The sequence below is a fragment of the Dysosmobacter sp. Marseille-Q4140 genome (assembly GCA_018228705.1).
In the GTDB taxonomy this organism is placed as follows: Bacteria; Bacillota; Clostridia; order Oscillospirales; family Oscillospiraceae; genus Oscillibacter.
Genome location: CP073694.1, coordinates 1,817,307 through 1,841,645 on the forward strand (window position 1 = coordinate 1,817,307; position 24,339 = coordinate 1,841,645).

The following is a 24,339-nucleotide window of genomic DNA, read 5'->3' on the forward strand; positions in this document are numbered from 1 at the left end:
GTTCTCCTTGCAAATGTCATCTCTCGGGCAGACAGCCCGGGACTCCATTGTACCAGCACGGCTGTCTCCCCACAACGGACAACATCTGGAAGCTGCGCCACTTGCTGCCTGCAAGAACAGCGCCCGCCCCTGTCGGGGCGGGCGCTGTTTCTTTATTCCTCCGGGCTGAGGCGCGTTCCATCCTGATCCACCACCCGGATCTCCAGATCCGCCGGCCGCAGCTCCCCGGGATCCTGCTTCAAACACAGCAGGGCGGACGAGAGATACACCGTCTCCAGCTCCTCCCCGTCGGCGTACACCCGGCAGTAGGGGCTGAAATTCTCTCCGGCAATGCACCACACCTCTCCGCTGCGGTACAGGTCTGTGACGGTGATGGGCTCCACTCCCATCTCCATCTCCGTGGGCGCGTAAGGCGCCTGGCCGCCGGTGAGATAGCGGCGGCCGTACAGGGTGTCATACTGGATGCGCCGCAGGTTGGACAGGTATCCCGGCTCCTCCCGGAAAAACTGGTGGAAGGCGCCCAGGATCCCGTCGGTGATCCCCAGACAGTGGAGCACATAGGCGGAGAGCTGATAGGAGGTCAGATCCTCCTGCCGCTGCTCCAGACCGAAATTGCTCCAAAGGATGTACTCCGTATAAAAAAGGCTGTCTCCGGCCATATCGCCGCTCTCCAGCCCCAGGGCGGGCTGGTGGTCCCCGTAGAGGACCAGGACGGTCTTTTCCTCCCGCTGCTCCAGGTCCTCCACCAGACGGCCGATGAAGGCGTCCGTCTCATAGAGCTGATTGACATAGTACTCCGTGGCCCAGCGGCGGTCCTCCTCCGGGCAGGCGGTGACGGTGACGGCCGGGTCGGTCAGCACCGGCTCGTCGGGGTACTTGCCGTGGTCCTGGACGGTGACGGTGAACACGAAGTCCGGCTGGTCCGGTGTGGCGTCCAGGGCCTTGCGGATCTGCCCCTCCAGCACGGCGTCCTTGGCCCAGTTCTGAGGCGTGGTCCCGGCGGCGGGCATATACTCCAGCGGGATGAAATCGTCAAATCCCAGATGGGGGTACACCCGGTCGCGGTTATAGAAGGTGGCGGCGTGGTTGTGGATGGCATGGGTCGCGCAGCCCTGCTTTTGCAGAAGATAGGCGATGCTTTCCACGGTCTGGTCCTGGAGGCAGGTCTCGTAGGGGTACTCCCCCGGTCCGAAGAGCCGGGTGCTCATGCCGGTGAGGACCTCGCACTCGGTATTGGCGGTGCCGGCACCCACCACCGGCACCGTCAGCACGCCGGAGGAACTGGTCTCTTTCAGGGCGTGCCAGTTGGGAACCGCGTCCCGGGAGAGCTCCAGTCCCCGGATCTCCTCCGGGTCGATGAAGGATTCCAACTGAATAAAGATCACATTGACATCGCTCAGCGGCTCCGCCGGAGCCTCCGCCCGAGCGGCTTCGATCTTATCCCCCAGGTTCGTCATAACGGTGCGGCCGTAATTGAAGGGCCGGCGGATCCCCCTGTTGAGCCAGGTCTGAAAAAAGCAGTAGGGGAAGCCGTAGTCCTCATAGGCATATGCCAGGTTGGAAAAGACCGTGCTGAGCTGGTCCGTACGAAAGGCCAGGGCCCAGGTGCCGCCCAAAACGGCGGCGCACAGGACCAACGACGCCAGGGCCGGCCGCCAGCGGGCGCCCCAGGGCTGGGGACAGCGGGGCCCCCTCCAGAACAGCAGCACCAGCCCGGCCGCCAGCGCCGCCACCCCCAGGGCCAGCAGCACGATGGCCCCCTTGGACAAATAGTTGGGCAGGGTGTCCAGACCGCTGTTGAGCACGGTGATGTCCGCCATGGTGAAGGGGGTCATGCGGTTGAGCAGAATGAAGCCGTTGACCGCGCCCGCCGCCAGCCACACGGTGGAAATCAGCGTATACCAGAACACCCGCCTGCGCAGAAACAGGCCGGGAATCAGCGATGCCAGCACCAGCAGCACATCCACCGCGAACGCCAGCGGCGCCCCGGTCAGAAACGTCCAGAAGCTCCCCGGTCCATCGGTAAAGGCCTTGTGGTTGAACAGCTCCACCACCAGCGTATTGCCCAGCGCCAGCAGGGCAAGCCGCAGCAGTGTGCGGCCTCCGGCCGCCAGGGCCTGCCCCCGCCGGGGGCGTGTCGATGTAGGCATATGCAGTCCCTCCCCTCCCGGAAGCGGCGCTCATGCTCTGCAAGACGGGTCCATCCGCCCAGCAGGCGCAAACATTATAGTCCGTCCTTGCCGGAGATTCCACCCCTTTTTCTTAACATTTTCTTTTCACCGCAATTTTCCGCCAAAACGACGAAAAAGACCCCGGAGGCAAATGCCTCCGGGGTCTTGGTTGCGATGGGCGCGCTTTACGGAAAGGGATGCTGTCCGGGAGCGGCTCAGCCCTCGTACATGGCCTTGAGCTTGAGCAGGTGCTCGTAGCGGTCCATGGCGGCCTTCTCGTTGCGCTGGAACAGCTCGCTGGCGCGGTCGGGGAACTCGCGGGTCAGACGGCTGTAACGGGCCTCGTTCATCAGGAACTCCTGATAGCCGCCCTTGGGCTCCTTGGAGTCCAGGGTGAACTTGGCGCCCTCGGCGGCGGGGTTGAACCGGAACAGGTTCCAGTAACCGCACTCGACGGCCTTCTTCATCTCCTTCTGGCAGTTCATCATGCCGCCCTTGATGGAGTGCATCTCGCAGGGGGCGTAGCCGATGATCAGGGACGGGCCGTGATAGGCCTCGGCCTCCTGGATGGCCTTCAGGGTCTGAGCGGGGTTGGCGCCCATGGCCACCTGGGCCACATAAATGTAGCCGTAGCTCATGGCGATCTCCGCCAGGGACTTCTTCTTGATCTCCTTACCGGAGGCGGCGAACTGCGCCACCTGGCCGATGTTGGAGGCCTTGGAGGCCTGTCCGCCGGTGTTGGAGTAGACCTCGGTGTCGAACACGAAGATGTTCACATCGTTGCCGGAGGCCAGGACGTGGTCCACGCCGCCGAAGCCGATGTCGTAGGCCCAGCCGTCGCCGCCGAAGACCCACATGGACTTCTTGCCCAGGTACTCCTTGTCGGCCAGGATGGTCTTGGAGTACGGGCAGTCGGGATCGGCCTCCAGCAGAGGCAGGAGCTTGGCGATGGCGGCCTTGTTGGCCTCATAGTCCTCCATGGTGGCCAGGTACTCCTCGCAGGCAGCCTTCTTCTCGGCGCTCTCGGTCACACCGGCCAGTTCACGAATCTGGTCAGCCAGACGGCTGCGGGTGGCCTGCTGGCCCAGGAACATGCCCAGACCGTGCTCGGCGTTATCCTCGAACAGGGAGTTGGACCAGGCGGGGCCGTGGCCTTCCTTGTTGGTGCAGTAAGGAGAGGTAGCGGCAGGACCGCCCCAGATGGAGGAGCAGCCGGTGGCGTTGGAGATGTACATATGATCGCCGAACAGCTGGGTGATCAGGCGGGCATAGCTGGTCTCAGCGCAGCCGGCGCAGGAGCCGGAGAACTCCAGCATGGGCTGGCGGAACTGGCTGCCCTTGACGGTGTTGTCCTGCATGTCCTTCTTCTCGGAGACCTCAGCCACGCAGTAGTTGAACACATCCTGCTGAGCGGCCTCGTCCTCCTGGGGCACCATGGTCAGGGCGCCCACCGGGCACTGGCCCACGCACACGGCGCAGCCCATGCAGTCCAGAGGAGACACGGCCATGGTGTACTTGTACACGCCCTTGCCCTTGCCGGCCTTGATGTCCACGATCTTGGCGGCGGCGGGAGCCTTGGCGGCCTCCTCCTCGGTCAGAGCGTAGGGACGGATGGTGGCGTGGGGGCAGACATAGGCGCAGTTGTTGCACTGGATGCACTTGGCGGCGTCCCAGGTGGGGACGGTCACGGCCACGCCGCGCTTCTCATAGGCGGAGGCGCCCAGCTCGAACTGGCCGTCCACGTGCTTGACGAAGGCGGACACGGGCAGGCTGTCGCCGTCCATGCGGCCCACGGGATCCAGGATGGTGGACACCTGCTCCACCAGAGCGGCGGGACCGGTGTGCTTGACGGCGGCGTTCTCGTCAACGGCGTCGGCCCAGTCGGCGGGCACGTCGAACTTCTTGTAGGCGGTGGCACCGGCGTCGATGGCCTTGTGGTTCATGTCCACGATGTCCTGGCCCTTCTTCAGGTAGGAGTGGGTGGCGGCGTCCTTCATGTAGCCGATGGCCTCGCTCTCGGGCATGACCTTGGCCAGAGAGAAGAAAGCAGACTGCAGGATGGTGTTGGTCCGCTTGCCCATGCCGATCTCCTTGGCAAGGTCGATGGCATCGATGGTGTAGACCTGGATGTTGTTCTTGGCGATGTAGCGCTTGGAGGCGGCGTCGAGGTGGTGGCCCAGCTCCTCGTCGCTCCACTGGCAGTTGATCAGGAAGGTGCCGCCGGGCTTCACGTCACGGACGATGGGGAAGCTCTTGGTGATGTAGGCGGGCACGTGGCAGGCCACGAAGTCGGCCTTGTTGATGTAGTAGGAGGACTTGATGGGCTTGTCGCCGAAGCGCAGGTGGCTGATGGTCACGCCGCCGGTCTTCTTGGAGTCGTACTGGAAGTACGCCTGGACATACTTGTCGGTGTGGTCGCCGATGATCTTGATGGAGTTCTTGTTGGCGCCGACGGTGCCGTCGCCGCCCAGACCCCAGAACTTGCACTCGATGGTGCCGGCGGGAGCCACGCCGGGAGCGGGCTTCTCCTCCAGGCTCAGGTGGGTGACGTCGTCCACGATGCCGATGGTGAACTGGCGCTTCATCTCGTCCTTCTTCAGCTCGTCATACACGGCGAACACGGAAGCGGGCGGGGTGTCCTTGCTGCCCAGGCCATAGCGGCCGCCGATGACCTGGATGTCGGTGCGGCCGGCGTTGGCCAGCGCGGTGACGACGTCCATGTACAGAGGCTCGCCCTGGGAGCCGGGCTCCTTGGTGCGGTCCAGCACGGCGATCTTCTTGCAGGTGGCGGGGATGGCGGCGAGCAGCTTGTCCGCGCGCCAGGGACGATACAGGCGGACCTTGATCAGGCCGACCTTCTCGCCGTTGGCGTTGAGGTAGTCGATGACCTCCTCGGCCACGTCGCAGATGGAGCCCATGGCGATGATGACGCGGTCGGCGTCGGCGGCGCCATAGTAGTTGAACAGCTGATAGTCGGTGCCCAGCTTCTCGTTGACCTTGGCCATGTACTTCTCCACCACGGCGGGCAGGGCGTCGTAGTAGGGGTTGCAGGCCTCACGATGCTGGAAGAAGATATCGCCGTTCTCGTGAGAGCCGCGCATATTGGGGCGCTCGGGGTTCAGGGCGTGCTTGCGGAACGCGGCGACGGCGTCCATGTCGCACATCTCCTTGAGGTCCTCGTAATCCCACACGGCGACCTTCTGGATCTCGTGGGAGGTACGGAAACCGTCGAAGAAGTTCAGGAAGGGCACGCGGCCCTCGATGGCGGCCAGATGGGCCACGGGCGCCAGGTCCATGACCTCCTGGACATTGCCCTCAGCCAGCATGGCGAAGCCGGTCTGGCGGCAGGCCATGACGTCGGAGTGGTCGCCGAAGATGTTCAGGGCGTGGGTGGACACGGTCCGGGCGGACACGTGGAACACGCAGGGCAGCAGCTCACCGGCGATCTTGTACATGTTGGGGATCATCAGCAGCAGGCCCTGAGACGCGGTGTAGGTGGTGGTCAGGGCGCCGGCAGCCAGGGAGCCGTGGACCGTGCCGGAGGCACCGGCCTCAGACTGCATCTCGATCACCTTGACGGTGGTCCCAAAGATATTCTTCTGGCCAGCGGCGGACCACTGGTCGACCAAGTCTGCCATGGGAGAGGACGGGGTGATGGGATAGATCCCCGCCACTTCGGTAAACGCGTAGCTGACGTATGCAGCGGCGTTGTTACCGTCCATGGACTTGAACTTTCTTGCCATATACTTACCTCCTATAATCTGCTGCCCCATGCAGCAATCTTAACCAAAACATGAACCCGGATACACACCCCCGTGTGCTCATGCGTTCTTATTATACCACTTGTGTTTTCCGGTGTAAATGGCGGCTTTGTTATTTTTTGCACAAATTTTATAGTTTTTGCCCAAAGCTCCCGACAACTTTGACATTTCAGGGCCTTTTTCCGGGAACGTGTTCCCTAATCGGGGATTGTGTGGTAAACTTTCCTAAAAACGGACCGGTCTGACCGGTCTGCCTCCGGCTGTGGACCGGAGGTGCGTGGGAGGTGCTGCGCTTTGGTTGTTACTGTGCGGTCTCTGGGGCTCAGCGGCATTGCCGGCTATGCCGTCAGCGCCGAGTGCTTTTTGTCCGGGGGCCTTCCGGCCTTCGACATCGTGGGACTGCCGGACGCGGCGGTCCGGGAGGCCCGGGAACGGGTCCGGGCGGCGGTGAAAAACTGCGGGGCCAAATTCCCCGTCAGCCGCATCACCGTGAACCTGGCCCCGGCGGGCCAGAAGAAGGCGGGCACCGTCTACGACCTGCCTATTTTCGTGGGGCTGCTGGCGGCCTCCGGCGAGTTGCCCCCGCCGCCGGCGGAGGCGGCTTTCCTGGGAGAGCTGTCCCTGACCGGGGCGCTGCGGCCGGTGTCCGGCGTGCTGCCCATGGCCCTGGCGGCCCGGGAGCACGGCATCCGGCAGCTGTACGTCCCGGCGGAGAACGCCGCCGAGGCCACTCTGGCGGGAGGTCTCACCGTCTACGGCGTGGACCATGTGAAAGCTCTGGTGGCCCATCTGAAGGGAGAGTCGCCCCTCTCCCCCGCCCCGGCCTGGGAGGCGGAGCCGGAGGAAGCGGAACTGCCGGACCTCCGGGACGTGATGGGCCAGGAGAACGTGAAGCGGGCCCTGGAGATCGCCGCGGCGGGCGGCCATAATCTGCTGCTGATCGGCTCCCCCGGCGCCGGCAAGTCCATGCTGGCAAAGCGCCTGCCCTCCATCCTGCCGGATCTGACCCGGGAGGAAGCCCTGGAGGTCTCCGGCATCTGGTCCGTGGCGGGCCTGGCGGACCCCCGGCACCCCCTGCTGACCCGGCGGCCCTTCCGCAGCCCCCACCACACCGCCTCCGCCGCGGCCCTCACCGGCGGCGGACCCACCCTGCGGCCCGGGGAGATCTCCCTGGCCCACAACGGCGTGCTGTTTCTGGACGAGCTGCCGGAGTTCCGCCGGGACGTGCTGGAGGCCATGCGCCAACCCCTGGAGGAGGGGGAGGTCACCGTGGCCCGGTCCGGAGGCACGCTGCACCTGCCCGCCCGGTTCCAGCTGGTGTGTGCCATGAACCCCTGCCGCTGCGGCTGGCGGGGCCATCCCTCCGGGAAGTGCACCTGCTCGGACCGGGAGGTGGCCAAGTACGTGGAGAAGATCTCCGGCCCCCTGCTGGACCGGATCGACCTCCACGTATCGGTGCCCTCGGTGGAGTACGAGGCCCTGCGGCGCAAGTCGGAGCCGGAGTCCTCCGCCGCGGTGAAGGCCCGGGTGGACGCGGCCCGGGCCATTCAGGAAAAGCGCTTCGCCGGCACCACCGTATCCTGCAACGCCCACATGGCCCCCGCTCAGATCGGGCAGTTCTGCGCCCTGGACGCCGCCGGGGAGGCTCTGATGAAAAGCGCCTTCGACCGCATGGGCCTCACGGCCCGCAGCCACGACCGGATCCTCCGGGTGGCCCGGACCATCGCGGACCTGGATGGGGCGGCGGCCATCGGGCCGGAGCACCTGGCCGAGGCCATCCAGTACCGCAACACCGATATCCTCAAGGGATAAACAATCAGGCGGCGCCCCATGCGGGGCGCCGCCTATCTCTTTTCCGAATCTCCAAAATGGCCGCATCAAGACGCGGCGTGCTCAGTCAAAGACCAGGTGCTGCAAAATCGCCGCCAGAATGATAAACACCACCACCGCCGCGCCGACCAGCCGTCCCCGCCTGCGAAATCCCTTTTTGGAATAGTCGACCTTGCCCTTTTTCAGCTGGTTCAGGCTGAAGGCGTTCAGGCCCCAGAGGGCCAGGCAGATCAGCGGAAACGCCACCAGGACCGTCCGCCAGCCCTGTTCATCCGAGAGGATGCTTCCAAAAAACGGCTGCACGATCACCCGCTCCTTTCACAACCGGAATGGTTCCCTTACAGCAGGTCGTCCGGCGGACGGCGGTCCTCGATGTGCCGCAGGAAGGCCTTGCAGGCGTTGGACATATATCGCTTTTTGTTCCGGGCCACCCGCACATCCCACACCCGGGGCCCGTCGCTGAGGGGCACCCACCGCACCGCGGTCACGGGGTACTTGTCATAGATGGGCTTGGGCAGGATCGTGATGGCCCGGTTCTGGGCCGCCACCTCCACCAGGAAGTCCCACTGGGAGGACAGCAGCACGATCTGCGGGGCAAACCCGGCGTTGCGGCAGGCCCGGACAGTCTGCCAGTGGAGGGCGAAATCCTGATTGAAAATGGCGAACCGCTGGCCCTTCAGATCGGCAAAGGACAGGCTCGCCCGCTCCGACAGGGGGTTGTTCCGGTTCACGATCACCCCCACCCGCTGGCAGGTGAAGGGCAGGGACTCGAACTGCTCCACCTGCTCGGTGTTCAGCGTCAGGGCGATGTCCAGCTCCCCGTCCACGATCATCTGGTCGATCACATAGGAGCCCTGCTCCACCACCTGGATGCGGACGTTGGGATACTTCCGGGCGAATTCCGGGATCAGGGCGGCGAAATAACAGGTGCCCAGCAGCGGCGGCAGGCCCACCGTCAGGGTACCGGCGGCGGTGTCCCCGGTGTTCTGGACCTCCTCCACCGTGCGGCGGTACTCCTCCATCATCCGCTGGGCGCCCTCCAGCAGCCGCTGTCCCTCGTCGGTCAGGCGCTGGCGGCGGCCGAAGGTATAGAACAGCTGCACGCCCAGCTCCTGCTCCAGGTTCCGCACGGCGATGGACAGCGTGGGCTGGGCCACCGCCAGCTCCGCCGCCGCCGCGGAGTAGCTCTCCGCCTTGGCCACCGCCATGAAATATTTCAGCTGCCGCATCTCCATGGGCCGTCCTCCCTTTTATGTCCCGGGCAAAGTTCTTACAAGCCCACTATATATAAAGCGATTCAATATGTCAACGGACGAATTATAAAATATTTTACCGGCCTCACCGGATGAAATTGGTGAAGGTCCGCTTGCGGCTCTCCGGCGGCGGCAGCGTCTCCTTTGCCATGGCCAGGGCCTTCACGGTCCAGGCCATGTTGCGGCCCAGCTTGGCGGCCACCTCCAGGCCCTCGGTGTCCCCCATCACCTCGCCGGGGTCCGCGCCGTGGACGGCGCCCCAGTAGTCGGAGGTGACCAGGATCATCTCCATGGCGTCCATGGTGCCCAGCAGCTGCTGGTACGTCTCCATGCCGCCGCTGCGGCGCAGGGTGCACAGCGCGCCGCCCACCTTGCGGCAGAGCTGATTGTCCCCGCAGCCCGCCGCCAGCATCAGCCGGTCCAGCACGCACTTCATGCCGCCGGCGATGCCGCCGTGGTACACCGGGGAGGCCAGCAGGATACCGTCGGCCTCAATACAGGCGGCGATGATATCGTTGACCATATCGTCGGTCTGGACGCACCGGAGGGACCCGGTGTTCAGGCAGTGGTAGCAGGCCATGCAGGGACGGACCTTGGGCCCCGGCTGGAACACCTGGAACTCCACGCCGGCGGCCTCCACCTCCCGGCGGACCACCTCCAGCAGCTGGGCGGTATTTCCGTTCTTTCTGGGACTTCCGTTGATGGCGACGATTTTCATGACAACTTTCCCCTCCGTATCAAGATTCCCCTTCCGGGGCTTGGTTCCCTCCTATTGTAGCAGGACGCAGCAACGGAAAATAGGACTTTTTCTTTGGCGCGATCTGCGGTATAATAAAGTGTTGTAATCATTTTCAAGAACCGGGAGGAAAAACCCTTATGAACAGCCAAGAGATGCTTCTGCTGAAGCTGGGCGAGGTGGTCCTCAAGGGCCAAAACCGCCACTCCTTTGAGGACAAGCTGGTGAACAACGTCCGCCGCCGTCTGAAGGGCTGCGGCAGCTTCCAGGTCTACATCCGCCAGAGCACCATCTACGTGGAGCCCACCGCCGACAACTGCGATATGGAGGCGGCCTTCGCCGCCTGCCGGCAGGTGTTCGGCGTGGTGGCGGTGGCCCGGGCGGTGCCCTGCGAAAAGACCGTGGAGGCCATCGTGGAGACCGCCAAGATCTACCTGGCCGACGCCTTTGCCGCCGCCCGCAGCTTCAAGGTGGAGAGCAAGCGGGCCGACAAGACCTTCCGCCTCAACTCCATCCAGCTGAGCCAGGAGGTGGGCGGCGAGCTGGCGGAGGCCTTCCCCGCCGTGACCGTGGACGTCCACGACCCGGACCTGACCGTATACGTGGAGATCCGGGAGAAGTATGCCTACGTCCACGCCCCCGCCGTCCCCGGCGCCGGAGGGCTCCCCATCGGCATGGGCGGCCGGGCGGTGAGCCTGCTCTCCGGCGGGCTGGACAGCCCCGTGTCCTCCTGGATGATGGCCCGCCGGGGCGTGGAGCTGGAGATGGTCCACTTCGTCTCCCCGCCCTACACCTCCCCCCAGGCCCAGGAGAAGGTCCTGGAGCTGGCCCGCCTGCTGACGGGCTGGTGCGGCAAGATGATGGTCCACATCATCCCCTTCACCCACATCCAGGAGGAGATCCGCAAGAACTGCCCGGAGGAGTTCTTCACCCTCATCATGCGGCGGTTCATGATGCGTCTTGCCCAGGCGGTGGCCGCGCGGTGCAAGGCCGGCGCCCTGGTCACCGGCGAGTCGTTGGGCCAGGTGGCCAGCCAGACCATGCTGGCCCTGGGCACCACCGACGACGTGTGTGAGATCCCGGTCCTGCGGCCCCTGATCGGCATGGACAAGGTGGAGATCATCCGCATGGCCCGGGAGATCGGCACCTATGACACCTCCATCCTGCCCTATGAGGACTGCTGCACCGTGTTCACCCCCCGGCACCCCTGCACCCGGCCCAAGGTGGAGGACGTCCGCTCCGCCGAGGCGGCGCTGGATGTGGACGCCCTGGTGGCGGAGGCCCTGGCGGGCCGCCAGTGGGTGTGGGTGAAGCCCGGCGACGCCCCCCGGATCTGACAACTGGTCCCGCAGGGCCCGCGCCCCTGCGGGACCTTGCATATACACCGCCATAAACCATCCGCCTCCGCGGAAATACTGCGCTGACGCTCCGCATCTGCGGCGCCAGCGATCGGAGGTCTTTATCCATGTCCCATACCGCTGAGATCATCGCCGTCGGCACCGAGCTGCTCTTGGGAAACATTGCCAACGTCCCACAGGGTCTCTGACCCTGCGGGAGCCCTGTCCATTTGATATCCTCGGGCGGAGTGAATCCGCCCTTGCGGAAATACTGCGCTGACGCTCCGTATTTGCGGCGGCACTGGCCGCCGAGTTGGCGTTGGCGATCGGAGGTCTGATACTTATGTCCCATACCGCTGAGATCATCGCCGTCGGCACCGAGCTGCTCTTGGGAAACATTGCCAACACCAACGCCCAGGTGTTGTCCCAGAGCCTGTCCGGCCTGGGGGTCAACGTGTTCTGGCACACCGTGGTGGGCGACAACCCGGAGCGGCTGGCCCAGGCGGTGTCCGTGGCCCGCCGGCGGGCCGACATCCTCATCACCACCGGAGGCCTGGGGCCCACCTATGACGATCTGACCAAGCAGACCATCTGCGCCGCCTTCGGCAAGCCCCTGGTGTTCCACCCGGACATTCTGGAGGACATCCGGGACTTCTACACCAAGAACCTCCACGCCCCCATGCCGGAGAACAACCGCCAGCAGGCGGAGCTGCCGGAGGGCTGCGTGATCTTCGACAACCCCGTGGGCACCGCCCCGGGCTGCGCCTTTGAAGCCGGCGGCGTCCACGTGCTGATGCTGCCCGGCCCGCCCCACGAGATGGAGACCATGCTTCACCGGTGGGTGGAGCCGTACCTGCGGGGCCTCTCCCAAGAGGTCATCGTCTCCCACGACATCATGACCTTCGGCCTGGGGGAATCCTATGTGGATGAGCTGCTCCACGAGCGGATGGCCCGGATGGAAAACCCGTCCCTCGCCACCTACGCCAAACCCTGCGAGGTGCGCCTGCGGGCCACCGCCAAGGCCGCCGGCGTCCCGGAGGCGGAGGCCCTGCTCGCCCCGGTGGTGGCGCAGGTGCGCGAGGCCCTGGGGGAGTATGTCTACGGTGTGGACGTACAGGACCTGGCCCAGGTGTGCATGGAGGAGCTTTTGAAAAAGGGCCTGACCCTCTCCACCGCCGAGAGCTGCACCGGGGGTCTCGTGGCCCGACGGATCACTGCCCTGCCCGGAGCCTCCCGGGTCTACCGGGGCGGCGTGGTCAGCTACTGGACGGAGGTGAAGGCCGCCGTGCTGGGGGTTCCCCAGGAGGTCCTGGATACTTACGGCGCCGTGTCGGAGCCCACCGCCCGGGCCATGGCCGAGGGCGCCCGCCGCGTCACCGGGGCGGAGATCGGCGTGTCCGTCACCGGTGTGGCGGGCCCGGATCCGGACGAGCGGAACAACCCGGTGGGGCTGGTGTTCATCGGCCTTTCCACCCCTGACGGCACCTTCTGCCGCCGGACGGAGTCGGGCCGGCGGCGCCGGGACCGGATCCAGGACCTGGCGGCCAACCACGCCCTGGACATGGTGCGCCGGTATCTGACGGGCCTGCGCCCCTGATGGGGCAGCCGGGAAGGCAGCGGCATATACTGGATTGAACCCTCAGAAAGGAGATCCATGTATATGCGACATTTTCAGGACGATCCCTGTTTCCCGTCCTCCCATCGCAGCGATTCCGACTGCTTTGATCCCTGCTGTCACGACCACGGCTGTCCTCCTCCCTGCCCATGCCGGGCGGAGATCACCGTTGGCACCACCGTCACCACGCAGCCCGGCACCAACGCCCGGGTAACTGCCACACCCACTCCCTGCGGCACGGAGCTCAGCTTCTTCATCCCCCGGGGCGCCCAAGGTGCCCAGGGCCCGCAAGGTCCCGCAGGCCCCCAGGGCGAGCAGGGTCCCGCAGGCCCCCAGGGTGAGCAGGGTCCCGCAGGCCCCCAGGGCGAGCAGGGTCCCGCAGGCCCCCAGGGCGAGCAGGGTCCCGCAGGGCCCCAGGGCGAGCAGGGCCCCGCAGGCCCCCAGGGTGAGCAGGGTCCCGCAGGCCCCCAGGGTGAGCAGGGTCCCGCAGGCCCCCAGGGCGAGCAGGGTCCCGCAGGCCCCCAGGGCGAGCAGGGCCCCGCAGGCCCCCAGGGTGAGCAGGGTCCCGCAGGCCCCCAGGGTGAGCAGGGTCCCGCAGGCCCCCAGGGCGAGCAGGGTCCCGCAGGGCCTCAGGGTGAGCAGGGTCCCGCAGGGCCTCAGGGTGAGCAGGGTCCCGCAGGCCCTCAGGGCGAGCAGGGTCCCGCAGGCCCCCAGGGCGAGCAGGGTCCCGCAGGCCCCCAGGGCGAGCAGGGTCCCGCAGGCCCCCAGGGCGAGCAGGGTCCCGCAGGCCCTCAGGGCAAACAGGGTCCCGCAGGGCCCCAGGGTGAGCAGGGTCCCGCAGGCCCTCAGGGTGAGCAGGGTCCCGCAGGGCCCCAGGGTGAGCAGGGTCCCGCAGGGCCCCAGGGTGAGCAGGGTCCCGCAGGCCTCCAGGGCGAGCAGGGTCCCGCAGGCCCCCAGGGCCCGGAAGGGCCGCAAGGACCGGAAGGTCCCCAGGGCCCCCAAGGCAAACCCGGCACCTGTACGCCTGATGAATACACCTCTTTCTCCACCTTTATGCAGCAATTTGTCAACGGCCAGCCGATTTCCTTTAAAACCGCAGTGGCGGACCCCACAGGTCATATCACCCAGAACAGCGGCACCCAGGTGTCCCTGTCTCCGGGGACCTATCTCATCCACTACAATGTGGAAGCCGTGCTGGAGACCGCCGGCTATCTGCAGGTGACCCCCTCTTACAACGGTCAGGGCCAGCTTCCCTACGGTGTTTACGGCCGTACTGCCGACGACAATGTCACCGTCTCCGGCTCCAGTTCTTTTATTGCCGAAGTGCCGGCGGCTACCACGCTGACGCTCAATGTCAACAGCAGCGCCGCCACCCGAGACGGCACCATGACTATGGTGATCCTGGGTCTCCGGGGCGGGGACGACGCCTGATCCGCACATTTCGAAACAAAAACGGGGAGGCCGCTTTCGCGGTCTCCCCGTTCTCTGTCCGGTCCTCAGCCCAGGGCCACATCCAGCACCATCATCACCAGAAACCCCACCACAAAGCCGCAGGTGCCGGAGCGGCTGTGGGCCTGGGGTACCAGCTCCTCCACCACAACATACAGCATGGCCCCGGCAGCAAAGCTTAAAAGCCACGGCATCAGGGTGTTTACTCCCGCCGCCGCCAGCACCACCAGCACGCCGAAGATGGGCTCCACGACGCCGGAGAGCATCCCCCCGAAAAACGCCTTCCTCCGGGACCATCCCCCCTGCCGCAGCGGCAGGGCGATGGCGGCGCCCTCGGGAAAATTCTGGATGCCGATACCCAGGGCCAGAGCCGCCGCGCCGGCAAAGCCCTCCCCGGTGCCCGCCAGGGCGAAGGCAAGGCCCACGGCCATGCCCTCCGGCACGTTGTGCAATGTAATGGCCGTGGCCAGCAGGGTGGTCTGCCGCCAGGAGGCCCCCCGGTCCGTCCGGCTCCGCCGGAGACGGGGCAGCAGGGCGTCCAGCACTGCCAAAAACACCACGCCCGCCAGCATCCCGGCGGCAGCGGGCAGCCAGGCGGGCAGAGCGCCTCCTGCCGCCCGGTCAATGGCCGGCAGCAGCAGACTCCAGACCGAGGCCGCCGTCATGACCCCGGCGGCAAAGCCCAGCAGCGTCCGCTGGGACCGGGGATGGGGCTCCCCGGAGAAGAAGAACACCAGCGCGGCGCCCAGCGTGGTCATCAAAAAGGTGAACCCGGTGCCGAGAGCCGCCCAGTAAAGGGATCGCAACATGTACATCAACGCCTTTCCGGAACTGGGCGGAGACCCGCCCGTACGCCAGTATAGGCGGCAGGGCCCCGTCCCGTGACGGGGTCTTGCAATTCCGGCGGCGGTATGATAAGGTGTAAGTGACCAGTCAAAGACTCATATAGGTTCGCTGACTATGGCGCGAACGTCTCTACGGAGCCGCCCAAGGCTTCACTATGAGTGTCTGCCGGAGGGTGTATTTCCCTGTCCCGGCGGGCGCTTTTTTGCTGTGTCCAGTATATATAAAAGGAGATGGACTCATGAGCTTGACGATCCTGAAGGGAACCGTCGTCTCCGCTCCGGCCCCGGGAAAGCTGGAGGCCACGGAGAACGGCTATCTGGTGGCAGAGGGCGGCGTGATCCGAGGGGTATTCCCGGTGCTGCCGGAGCAGTACGCCGGCGCCGCCGTGGAGGACTGCGGAGACGACCTGATCGTCCAGTCCTTCGCGGACCTGCACCTCCACGCCCCCCAGTACCCCATGCTGGGCATGGGCATGGACCTGCCGCTGCTGGACTGGCTGAACACCTATACCTTTCCCCTGGAGGCCCGCTTCGCCGACCCGGACTACGCCCGGACCATCTACCGCCGCCTGGCCGCGGAGCTGGCGGAAAACGGCACCACCCGGGTGTGCATGTTCTCCTCCCTCCACACCGACGCCACGCTGATTTTGATGGAGGAGCTGGAAAAAGCCGGGATCACCGGCTATGTGGGCAAGGTGAACATGGACCGCAACAGCCTGCCCGGCGTACTGGAGGAGACCACGGAGCAGTCCATGTCCGAGACGCTGCGGTGGCTGGAGGCCTGCGGGGACTTCCGGCTGGTGAAGCCCATGCTGACCCCCCGGTTCACCCCCTCCTGCTCCGATGAGCTGATGGCATTTTTAGGGAAGCTGGCAGCGGAGCGGACCCTGCCGGTCCAGTCCCACCTGTCGGAAAACGACAAGGAGATCCAGTGGGTGCGCGAGCTGCACCCGGACTGCAAACAGTACTGGGAGACCTACGCCAAGTACGGCCTCTGGAACGACCGCACCGTCATGGCCCACTGCGTCTGGTCCGACGAGCGGGAGCGGGCGGCCATGCGTGACGCCGGGGTCACCGCGGTCCACTGCGCTGACTCCAATCAGAACATCTGCTCCGGCGTGGCGCCGGTGCGGGCCATGCTCCGGGAGGGGCTGAAGGTGGCCCTGGGCAGCGACATCGCCGGCGGCGACCAGCTGCACATGTTCGACGTGGTGGCCTCGGCCATCCGGGCCTCCAAGGCCCGCCGCATCCTGGACGGCTGGGAGACGGACTTCCTCACCGTGGCGGAGGGCTGGTATCTGGGCACCTCCGCCGGAGCCGCCTACTTCGGGGAGGCTCCCGGCTTCGCCCCGGGCAATCCCCTCCACGCCCTGGTGCTGCGGGACAGCGACCTGCCCCAGCCCCACCCCCTGACGGCGGCGGAGCGGCTGGAGCGGGCGGTGTACCTGCGGCAGAAGGACGCCATCCGGGCGGTGTGGAGCGCCGGAAGAAAGATCTTCTCCCGAACATGAACAGACCCCGGGGCGGACCGAACGGTCCGCCCCGGGGTTTATGGTTTATTGGATCTCCTGCTCCAGGTCCGTAAATTCCGCGCCGGAGAAGAACTCCTCCAGCGTCATGTCCAGGCCGTCGCAGAGGATTTTGATGGTCACGATGGACACGTCCCTGCGGCGGGGGTCCATCATGCTGTACACCGTGGAGGGCGTCACGCCGGCGCGCACCGCTAGCTCGTTGTACTTGATGCTCCGTTGGGCGCAGATCTCCACGAACCTGGCCGCCACCGCGTCTTTGATCTTCCCGCCCATGACCTCAATGGATCTCCTGCTCCAGCCCGGCGAACTCCTCGCCGGAGAAGAACTCCTCCAGGGTGATCCCCAGGCCGTCGCAGAGCATCTTGATGGTCACAACGCCGGGATTTTTGCTGTTGCCGTAGAGGATGCTCTTCACCGTGGAGGGCGGCACGGCGGATTCCGTGTCCAGCTTGTGGACCGTCCAGCCCCGCTGGCCGCACAGCGCCACCAGGCGGTTTGCGACCGCTGCTCTGGTGTCCATCTCCCCACCTCTTTCCAAAAGAAGTCCTTTTTCTTACTGTACCGAAAAGGCTTGTTTTGAATGGACTATATATGATACAACGGTCTATATATCGTCCAGATAAGGTGATTTTATGCAGAGCGAGCAGGAATTTTACCGGTGCCTGGCCTCCGACGCCGCTGCCCGTGCCCTGCGGCGCATCCAGGAGATCGTGGCCGACGAGACGCTGTCCGACCGGGAGTGCTTTGGAAAGATCGAAACCATCGTGTCCCTTCTGGAGGATCTGGGCCTCTCCTGCGGCGGGCGGCACGACTTCGGATAAAACGGACCGGGTGCCTCCCCCAGGGGAGACGCCCGGTCTTTTGTGAAATCCCGCGCCCTCAGAACAGATGCACGACGCCCATGGTCAGCGCCGTGATGATAACCCCGGCGATGACCACGCCCAGAAAGATGGCGGGCAGGGCGTGGCGCATCCGGATGTCCAGCAGGGCCGCCACCAGGGCGCCGGTCCAGGCGCCGGTGCCCGGGAGGGGGATGGCCACCAAGATCACCAGGCCCGGCAGGCGGTATTTCCGCACCACCCGGCCCTTCAAATGGGCCCGGCGTTCCAGGGCCGTGATCTTTCCGCCCAGCAGCCTCGTGTTCCGCAGCCAGGCAAAGGCCCGGCGGACCAGCAGCAAAATGAAGGGCACCGGCACCATGTTTCCCAGAATGGCAGCCGCGCAGGCCGCGGCGGGCGGCAGTCCTGCCGCCACGCCTACGGGGATGGCGCCCCGCAACTCCAGCACCGGCACCATGGCGGCGAAAAAGGTCAGCAGCAATTCATGGAACATGGTCTCCAGAGACATCCGGCATCCTCCCAGCATTCAGACGGGCCATCCGGGGCAGAGGCCTCCGCCCCGGATGGCGTATGGTCTAGTTTACTCCAGGTTCAGCCGTTTTTTCAAGAAATAAGTTGTTAAGAAGTAGAAGATGGCTCCGTAGACCGCCGTGCCCGCCAAAAGCAGCCACATGGTGATGTGGACGGCGCTCATGGCAGTGAAGTGGATGTCCAGGGTGGACAGGAAGGCCACCAGCGGGGAGTCCGCCAGTCCCACCAGCAGCACCGTGCCGATGATCTGGCTGGCAAACTGGAAGGCGAAGTAGAAGGCCACGGACAAGAGCAGCTTGTGATTGGAAAAGCTGTGGCCCACGGCCATGGCGGCGTAAAACTGCAATGCGAACGCCACGCAGCTGACAAAGCACAGAGCGGCCAGCTCCAGGGCGAAAGCCGTGCCGTTGAGGGCGTAGTAGGCGGTCATGGCCTGGAGTACCTGCTCGATCCCCCGGAAAAAGGCGCTGACAAGACCCACTTCAAACACCGCCACCAGGAAGGACAGGACCACCACCGCCGCGGTGAGCACATACCAGACTGTGGAGACAATCAGCTTGCTCCACACCTGCTGGTGGACGGAGGCGGGCAGGGTGAACATGATGTAGCCCTCGTCCCGCAGGAGATTGCGGTAGAACCGCTGGAGCATCAGGAAAAAGCTCATGAAGCACACGCCGATGATGGCGACCACGAAGGCCATGACCACCAGGGCGCCCAGGACGTTCAGCAGCCGGCTGTCGGCCCGGTCCATGACCCGGGCGGAGAAGTTGGCGCCCATGGCGGTGACCAGCAGGATGAGATACAGCGGCCCCATGATCCGGGCCGTGGCACGAAACTCGTGCTTCAACAGTTTCCTCAGCATTTGAACACCTCCCGGAACAGCGCGTCCACGCTCATGCCCTTTTCCTCCCGGATCTGATCCACGGAGGACTGGAGCATCACCCGGCCCTGGTTGATGAAAATGACCTCGTCCAGGATCTTTTCCACGTCGGCGATCAGGTGGGTGGAGAGCACCACCGCCGCCTCAGGGTTGTAGTTGCCGATGATGGTGGAGAGGATGTAGTCCCGGGTAGCCGGGTCCACGCCGCCGATGGGCTCATCCAGCAGATACAGCTTCGCCGCCCGGCTCATGACCATGATCAGCTGCACCTTCTCCCGGGTGCCCTTGCTCATCTGCTTGATCCGCTGGTCGTGGCGGATGTTCAGATGGGAGAGCATCTCCTCCGCCGCCTCGGCGCGGAAGTCGGCGTAAAAATCGCCGTAGAAGTCCATCAGCTGCTTCACCGACATCCACGTGGGGATGCAGGTGCGCTCCGGCAGATAGCTGACGGCGGCGTGGGATTCCTTCCCCGGCGCCGCACCGCACACCAGCACCTCCCCGGCGCTGGGGGTCAGCAGGCCGTTGGCCAGCTTGATGAGGGTGGTCTTGCCGCTGCCGTTGGGGCCCAGCAGCCCCACGATCCGCCCCGGCTCGATAGCCAGGTCCACATGGGTCAGGGCCGGCGTGGGCCCGTACTGCTTGCTCAGGTCCTTACATTCCAGAACTGCCATTGTCATTCTCCTCCTCGGACACCTCCTGGCGCATCAGCGCCAGGACCTCTTCCCGGTCATAGCCAAGATGGGTCATGGCCTCCCAAAACGCCTGGATATGCCGCTGCGCCAGGCTCCGCTTCACATGGTCGATCATGGTCTGATCCTCCGTTACGAATCTGCCCGCGGTCCGCTGGCTGTACACCAGGCCGTCCCGCTCCAGCTCTGCCAGTGCCCGCTGCATGGTGTTGGGGTTCACCCCGGCCTCCGTGGCCAGGTCCCGCACCGATGGCAGCCGCTCTCCCGGCGGAAACGCGCCGGAGACGATCCCCACCTGGATCTGATCGATCAGCTGGGAGTAGATCGGCGCGTCGTTGGAAAACTGCCACTTCACGAAAGCACCTCCTGTTTTTGTGTTGTTGTACTAAGCAATTAATACAATAACACATTTCCTCCGTTTGTCAAGAGGGCCACCCGATTTTTTTGCAGCGGATAAAAACGCCCCGGAGGAAACCCTCCGGGGCGTTCTCGTTGTCGGTGCCGTCCTTGCGGCAGCCTCGTCTCTTTTCGCAGGGCAGTCTACGCGCGCTTGTCCGGGCGGTGCCAGCACAGCAGGAGCACACCCGCTGCCAGGACCGCGCCGTAGAGCCAGAGGACCCCCACGCCCAGCTCCTGCTGGCTCACCGTTGCGTCCACCCCGCTGCGTGTCCGCCAGACCGCCAGCGCCAGGCCGCCGCGCCCGGCCAGGTTCAGGGCGCTCCACAGCGTCAGTGCCGCGCCCACATGCCGGCGGCGAAGAGCTCCCGCCCGCCGCCACAGGCACACCGTCAGCACGCCGCACAGCGCCACGGACAAGCCCGGCACCAGATAGTAGACCACCGCAGCGGCCATCGGCGTCCAGCTGTCCGCGGCCGCATTGGCAAACATCGACAGAACGGGGATCACGCGGATGCAGCGCCAGACGCCCCAGGCCGCCAGGGCCCAGGCCAGCACCCGACCGTACTTGCGCCAGACTTCCTCCAGCTCCGGCAGCGCCTGTGCCCGGCGGCCGGACGGCATGGGCGCCTCCGGCTCCCGGTCCGGCCGCAGCAGCGAATCGATGGTGACGGAAAACTGGTCGCTGATGCGCACCAGCTTCTCCGCCTCCGGCATGGCCTCGTCCCGCTCCCATTTGCTCACCGCCTGGCGGCTCACGTCCAGGGCCTCCGCCAGGGCGTCCTGGCTCAGGCTCGCCCGGGTCCGGAGCGTCTGCAGCTTCTCTCCAAAGGTCATAGGGCTGTTCCTCCTGTCTTTTGATGGCCTCAGGATATCAGATCCGGCCCTGCCGCCGCCAGCGATGAAAGCTGGAACTTCCGCAACCAGCGGTTGCGGAAGCCATGTTTCTGCTTTATATGTACTTCTTTGCCAAACGCTCCACCACATCCGCCAGGGCGCCCTCCCGGGCGTCGCAGACCACCGTGGCCCCGCACTGCCGCACAGCCTCCACGCAGTTGGCCGGGGCGAAGCCCTCCGCCGCGGCGGTGAGCATGGGGATGTCGTTGGCCTCGTCGCCCACGCAGTAGACATGGTCCATGCCGATGCCCAGCCGCTCCGCCAGGCGCCGGATCATGCCGCCCTTGTTGGCGCCCTTGGCGGTCATCTCCAGCAGCACCTTGCCGGAAAAGATCAGCTCGTAGTCCTTGTCCCAGCCCTCCGCCGTCAGCTGGTTCAGGACCCCCTGAAGCACGTCGTGCTCCGCCTCGAACAGCAGCTTTCCCAGGGGCATGGGCACCTCCAGCAGGGACGGGGCCTCCGTCACGGCCACCTTGGTCAGGTGCTCGTGCTGACGGGTGATGGCGTTGGGACGCACGGCGTGGATGACATTGTCGATGTGGTAGGCCTCCACCGCCAGATCCGGAAAGCGGTCCAGGATGATCTGCCCCCGGCGGCGGGCGTCCTCGTCCAGCAGGGCGTAATCCAGGTATTCCCTCTTATCAAAATCATAGATGGCCGCGCCGTTGCACACCACCGACGGGGCGTTCATGGGCACGCCGCCGGCGTAGTTCACAAAGGCCGCCAGGGCCCGGCCCGTGGCCACGGTGAAGCGGCCGCCCTCGGCCATGAACCACTCCAGGGCCTCCCGGTTCCGCGCCGACAGCGGCGGCACCGGCGCCCCGCTGCGCAGGGCGTCCTCGGTGTAGATGAGGGTATTGTCAAAATCGCTGGCCAGCAGCACACCGTCAAATCTTCCCATGGGTTTTCTCCTCTCTCGATCTCTCATCATCTTTTTAAAACGCCGTTATATAACGCCCTGTAAAACCATGGACGCAAACACCACAGCCATGGAGCTCATCTGGATGATGCCCAGCCGCCGCCAGGCCGCGATCAGCTCCCGGGCCCCGGGACGATAGGGATAGCTGGGATCCACCCACAGCCGCCAGCTGCCGCCCCACGGGGCAAAGGAACGGGAATATGCCTCGGGATCTGTCTTTTTCCAGTGGCGGCGGAGTCTTTTCAGATAGACTGCTCCCACCGTCGCACACACCGCACCGTTGCCCAGAAACGCAATGGTCAGGATCCCATCCTGATGTACAACGTACAGCAGGAGCAGGCTCAGTACCGTACTTGCTCCAATTACCATATATGCCGTCAGAAAATCCTCTTTTTCCATATTCCCCCTCAAAAAAACCGCCGCCCGCAAAGCGGACGGCGGGGCGTCGTGTTCATTCGCTCTTGGGGGCCGCACCCTCTCCGCCGCCCTTGTTCCGGCGGCGGCCGCCCCGGTGACGGGGACGGCGGCGCTTGGCCTCTCCGCTCTCGCCGCCCTCGGCGGCGCGGGCCTCTCCGCCCTTGGGCTGGGGGGCGGGCTGCTGGGCTTTGGGCGCCTTGGGGGGACGGGGCTTCTGGCCGCCCTTCTTCTCCTCCTGGGGCTTGGCCTCGGCCTTGGGTGCCGGCTGCTGGGCGGCGGTCTCCGCGCCGGATTTATTCCGGCTGCGGCGGCCGCCCCGGTGCTTGCGGCGAGGCTTGCCGTCGCTGCTCTCCCGGCCCATCTTCTCACGGACGGGCGCGTCCTCCAGCTTGGTGTCCATATAGAAGGGCGTGGCCAGGATCGGAGTGTCGAATACCTCTTCCTCCTTCTCCTCCACATACCGGGCAGGCCGCTCCGGAATGGCGATGCCGTCCCGGCTGCCCTTGCCGTTGCGCAGGACACAGACCTCGCAGTTGTGATAGCACTTGAGCGGCTCGTTGGGGCCCGCGCTGTCCAGGGCCACCTTCATGGTCTCCCGCAGCAGGTCCACGCTCTTGACGTTGCCGGGACCGTCGGGGGTCTGAACGAAGGACTCCACCTTAGGCATCCGCTTGACGGCGTCCTCATAGGCGTTCTGCTCGTATTTCAGGCAGCACATCAGCCGCCCGCAGGTGCCGGAGATCTTGGCGGGGTTCAGGCTGAGGTTCTGGGTCTTGGCCATCTTGATGGACACGGGCAGAAACCCGTCCAGGAACTGAGAGCAGCAGAAGGGCCGCCCGCAGATACCCAAGCCCCCAATCATCTTGGCCTCGTCCCGGACGCCGATCTGCCGCAGCTCGATCCGGGCCCGGAACACGCCGGCCAGGTCCCGGACCAGCTCCCGGAAGTCCACCCGCCCGTCGGCGGTGAAGTAAAAGACGATCTTATTGCCGTCAAAGCTGGCGGAGACGTTGACCAGCTTCATCTCCAGGCCGTGGTCCGCGATCTTCTTCTCGCAGATGTCAAAGGCCTCCCGCTCCTTCTTCTTGTTGTGCTCCACGGTGCGGCGGTCGTTGTCCGTGGCCATCCGTACCACCGGGCTCAGGGGCTTGACGATGGCGGCGTCCTCCACCTCGTGGTTGCCCTCGGTGCAGGTGGCGAACTCCATGCCCGCGGCGGTCTCCACGATCACCTGGTCCCCCATCCGCACCTGGAGCCCTCTGGGGTCAAAATAATAATTCTTGCATCCGCCCCGAAAGCGGACGCTGATCACTTCTGTCAAAGGATACCCTCCAATTCCACTGCCAGGGCGCCCAGCACATGTCCGGCGCCCACGTTGTACGCGCAGTCTCCGCGATACTTCTGCAACAGTTCTATTGTGCCCATGATCTGGGCTTTTGTCAAGGTTTTCGCCGCCGAAAGGGCCGTTTTGCGGTCCTCTTCCGGGATCTGGCCGCCGTAGAGCAGCAGCAGGGCCGACGAGAGCACCGCCCGGCACCGCTCCAGCACCGCCGCCAGATCCTCCCGGCTGAGCTTGCGCCGCTCCAGCTCCACCGCTGCCTCGGCCGCGGCGCCCCGCCGGCGCTCCAGCAGGGCCTCCAGCAGCAGCGCCGCCCCTTCCTCCGCACCGGCAGCTGGAGCTGTTTCCGCCGTCTCCGCCGGACGGGTCATCAGCTCCACACACCGGGAGCGCAGGGTCTGGAGCACCTGCCCGGCGCTGTCGGCACAAAAGAGGAAGGCCGCATAGGGCGGCCCCTCCTCCACCACCTTGAGCAGAATGTTCTGGTCCGCCTCGGTCAAAAGGGCGCAGTCCGGGAAGAGATATACCTTCCGCTGCCCCTCGTTGGGGCGGATATAGGCGTCGGCGCGGATGGACCGGATCACCTCCACGGCGATATTCTTGTGCTCCGGATCCCGGACCGTGGTCACGTCCGGATGGATGTCCGCCAGGACCTTCCGGCAGGCGGGGCAGACCCCGCAGGGCTTGTCCGCCGCGCCCTGGCACTCCATGGCCGCCGCGGCGCAGCGGGCCGCGGAGCGCGCGCCGGAGCCGGTGAACAGCAGGGCGTGGGACAGCGTTCCCCGGCGGGCGGCCTCCCGGATGCGGAGGACGGCGGGGTCTAACGGGGACAGATCAAAGGGATTCATGGAACGGCGCCTCCTCCCGCCCCGCCATTTTCCGGGGCGTCTGCATCGTTTTTTT

Annotated in this window: 23 protein-coding genes and 1 riboswitch; of the genes, 6 read left to right on the forward strand and 17 right to left on the reverse strand. The window is 65.5% G+C overall.

What is annotated here, in order from left to right; translation table 11 throughout:
• Positions 1-152: 152 nt before the first annotated feature.
• Complete coding sequence (locus tag KFE19_09165) at positions 153-2,150, reverse strand: LTA synthase family protein (protein ID QUO36604.1); 1,998 nt, start codon at positions 2,148-2,150, stop codon at positions 153-155.
• A gap of 236 nt (positions 2,151-2,386) precedes the next feature.
• On the reverse strand, positions 2,387-5,914 hold the full coding sequence (gene nifJ, locus KFE19_09170; GenBank protein QUO36605.1) for a pyruvate:ferredoxin (flavodoxin) oxidoreductase: 3,528 nt from the start codon (positions 5,912-5,914) through the stop codon (positions 2,387-2,389).
• 312 nt (positions 5,915-6,226) lie between these two features.
• Between nifJ and KFE19_09175 the strand changes: the two genes are divergently transcribed.
• Positions 6,227-7,744 (forward strand): YifB family Mg chelatase-like AAA ATPase, encoded by a 1,518-nt coding sequence (locus KFE19_09175; protein QUO36606.1) that lies wholly within the window; start codon positions 6,227-6,229, stop codon positions 7,742-7,744.
• A gap of 81 nt (positions 7,745-7,825) precedes the next feature.
• Here the strand turns inward: KFE19_09175 and KFE19_09180 are convergent, their stop codons facing one another.
• From KFE19_09180 to KFE19_09190, 3 genes are all read right to left on the reverse strand, one after another.
• The gene (locus tag KFE19_09180) at positions 7,826-8,065 is read right to left on the reverse strand and encodes a hypothetical protein (GenBank protein QUO36607.1); all 240 of its coding nucleotides are present in this window, start codon (positions 8,063-8,065) and stop codon (positions 7,826-7,828) included.
• A gap of 35 nt (positions 8,066-8,100) precedes the next feature.
• Positions 8,101-8,997 carry a LysR family transcriptional regulator gene (locus KFE19_09185; GenBank protein ID QUO36608.1) on the reverse strand — a complete coding sequence of 299 codons (897 nt, stop codon included), beginning with the start codon at positions 8,995-8,997 and terminating at the stop codon, positions 8,101-8,103.
• A 103-nt stretch (positions 8,998-9,100) separates the two neighbouring features.
• Positions 9,101-9,733, reverse strand: a complete 633-nt coding sequence (locus tag KFE19_09190) for a flavodoxin family protein (protein QUO36609.1) — start codon at positions 9,731-9,733, stop codon at positions 9,101-9,103.
• 158 nt (positions 9,734-9,891) lie between these two features.
• Here KFE19_09190 and thiI point away from each other — a divergent pair, with 158 nt between their 5' ends.
• The 3 genes from thiI to KFE19_09205 all read left to right on the forward strand — a co-directional run bounded on the left by thiI (position 9,892) and on the right by KFE19_09205 (position 14,134).
• Complete coding sequence (gene thiI / locus KFE19_09195) at positions 9,892-11,088, forward strand: tRNA 4-thiouridine(8) synthase ThiI (protein ID QUO36610.1); 1,197 nt, start codon at positions 9,892-9,894, stop codon at positions 11,086-11,088.
• A 343-nt stretch (positions 11,089-11,431) separates the two neighbouring features.
• The gene (locus KFE19_09200) at positions 11,432-12,685 is read left to right on the forward strand and encodes a competence/damage-inducible protein A (GenBank protein QUO36611.1); all 1,254 of its coding nucleotides are present in this window, start codon (positions 11,432-11,434) and stop codon (positions 12,683-12,685) included.
• 63 nt (positions 12,686-12,748) lie between these two features.
• Complete coding sequence (locus KFE19_09205; protein ID QUO36612.1) at positions 12,749-14,134, forward strand: collagen-like protein; 1,386 nt, start codon at positions 12,749-12,751, stop codon at positions 14,132-14,134.
• A gap of 65 nt (positions 14,135-14,199) precedes the next feature.
• On the opposite strand, the gene KFE19_09210 is transcribed toward KFE19_09205, so the two are convergent.
• Positions 14,200-14,961 carry a ZIP family metal transporter gene (locus KFE19_09210; GenBank protein ID QUO36613.1) on the reverse strand — a complete coding sequence of 254 codons (762 nt, stop codon included), beginning with the start codon at positions 14,959-14,961 and terminating at the stop codon, positions 14,200-14,202.
• 112 nt (positions 14,962-15,073) lie between these two features.
• Positions 15,074-15,173, forward strand: a riboswitch (purine riboswitch).
• Positions 15,174-15,236: 63 nt separating this feature from the next.
• Between KFE19_09210 and KFE19_09215 the strand changes: the two genes are divergently transcribed.
• Positions 15,237-16,508, forward strand: a complete 1,272-nt coding sequence (locus KFE19_09215) for an amidohydrolase family protein (GenBank protein QUO36614.1) — start codon at positions 15,237-15,239, stop codon at positions 16,506-16,508.
• Positions 16,509-16,553: 45 nt separating this feature from the next.
• Here KFE19_09215 and KFE19_09220 read toward each other — a convergent pair whose 3' ends face one another.
• Positions 16,554-16,802 carry a helix-turn-helix transcriptional regulator gene (locus KFE19_09220; protein ID QUO36615.1) on the reverse strand — a complete coding sequence of 83 codons (249 nt, stop codon included), beginning with the start codon at positions 16,800-16,802 and terminating at the stop codon, positions 16,554-16,556.
• A gap of 4 nt (positions 16,803-16,806) precedes the next feature.
• Positions 16,807-17,049: a helix-turn-helix transcriptional regulator gene (locus KFE19_09225; protein QUO36616.1), complete on the reverse strand. Its 243-nt coding sequence runs from the start codon at positions 17,047-17,049 to the stop codon at positions 16,807-16,809.
• A 112-nt stretch (positions 17,050-17,161) separates the two neighbouring features.
• Between KFE19_09225 and KFE19_09230 the strand changes: the two genes are divergently transcribed.
• Positions 17,162-17,350 carry a hypothetical protein gene (locus KFE19_09230; GenBank protein QUO36617.1) on the forward strand — a complete coding sequence of 63 codons (189 nt, stop codon included), beginning with the start codon at positions 17,162-17,164 and terminating at the stop codon, positions 17,348-17,350.
• 58 nt (positions 17,351-17,408) lie between these two features.
• Here KFE19_09230 and KFE19_09235 read toward each other — a convergent pair whose 3' ends face one another.
• The 9 genes from KFE19_09235 to KFE19_09275 form a co-directional block, all read right to left on the reverse strand.
• Positions 17,409-17,825, reverse strand: a complete 417-nt coding sequence (locus KFE19_09235; protein ID QUO39582.1) for a small multi-drug export protein — start codon at positions 17,823-17,825, stop codon at positions 17,409-17,411.
• Positions 17,826-17,948: 123 nt separating this feature from the next.
• The gene (locus KFE19_09240) at positions 17,949-18,761 is read right to left on the reverse strand and encodes a hypothetical protein (GenBank protein ID QUO36618.1); all 813 of its coding nucleotides are present in this window, start codon (positions 18,759-18,761) and stop codon (positions 17,949-17,951) included.
• The gene (locus KFE19_09245; protein QUO36619.1) at positions 18,755-19,450 is read right to left on the reverse strand and encodes an ABC transporter ATP-binding protein; all 696 of its coding nucleotides are present in this window, start codon (positions 19,448-19,450) and stop codon (positions 18,755-18,757) included. Before KFE19_09245 ends, KFE19_09240 begins: the two co-directional genes overlap by 7 nt.
• On the reverse strand, positions 19,431-19,823 hold the full coding sequence (locus tag KFE19_09250; GenBank protein QUO36620.1) for a GntR family transcriptional regulator: 393 nt from the start codon (positions 19,821-19,823) through the stop codon (positions 19,431-19,433). Before KFE19_09250 ends, KFE19_09245 begins: the two co-directional genes overlap by 20 nt.
• A gap of 185 nt (positions 19,824-20,008) precedes the next feature.
• Positions 20,009-20,701 carry a helix-turn-helix transcriptional regulator gene (locus KFE19_09255; protein QUO36621.1) on the reverse strand — a complete coding sequence of 231 codons (693 nt, stop codon included), beginning with the start codon at positions 20,699-20,701 and terminating at the stop codon, positions 20,009-20,011.
• A 115-nt stretch (positions 20,702-20,816) separates the two neighbouring features.
• Complete coding sequence (locus KFE19_09260) at positions 20,817-21,662, reverse strand: HAD-IIB family hydrolase (GenBank protein ID QUO36622.1); 846 nt, start codon at positions 21,660-21,662, stop codon at positions 20,817-20,819.
• 45 nt (positions 21,663-21,707) lie between these two features.
• On the reverse strand, positions 21,708-22,049 hold the full coding sequence (locus KFE19_09265) for a hypothetical protein (GenBank protein ID QUO36623.1): 342 nt from the start codon (positions 22,047-22,049) through the stop codon (positions 21,708-21,710).
• An 82-nt stretch (positions 22,050-22,131) separates the two neighbouring features.
• Positions 22,132-23,418: a hypothetical protein gene (locus KFE19_09270; protein ID QUO36624.1), complete on the reverse strand. Its 1,287-nt coding sequence runs from the start codon at positions 23,416-23,418 to the stop codon at positions 22,132-22,134.
• Entirely contained in the window at positions 23,415-24,284 is an 870-nt protein-coding gene (locus tag KFE19_09275; GenBank protein ID QUO36625.1) for a DNA polymerase III subunit delta', read from the reverse strand. The genes KFE19_09270 and KFE19_09275 overlap by 4 nt, the downstream gene beginning before the upstream one ends.
• Positions 24,285-24,339: the final 55 nt, after the last annotated feature.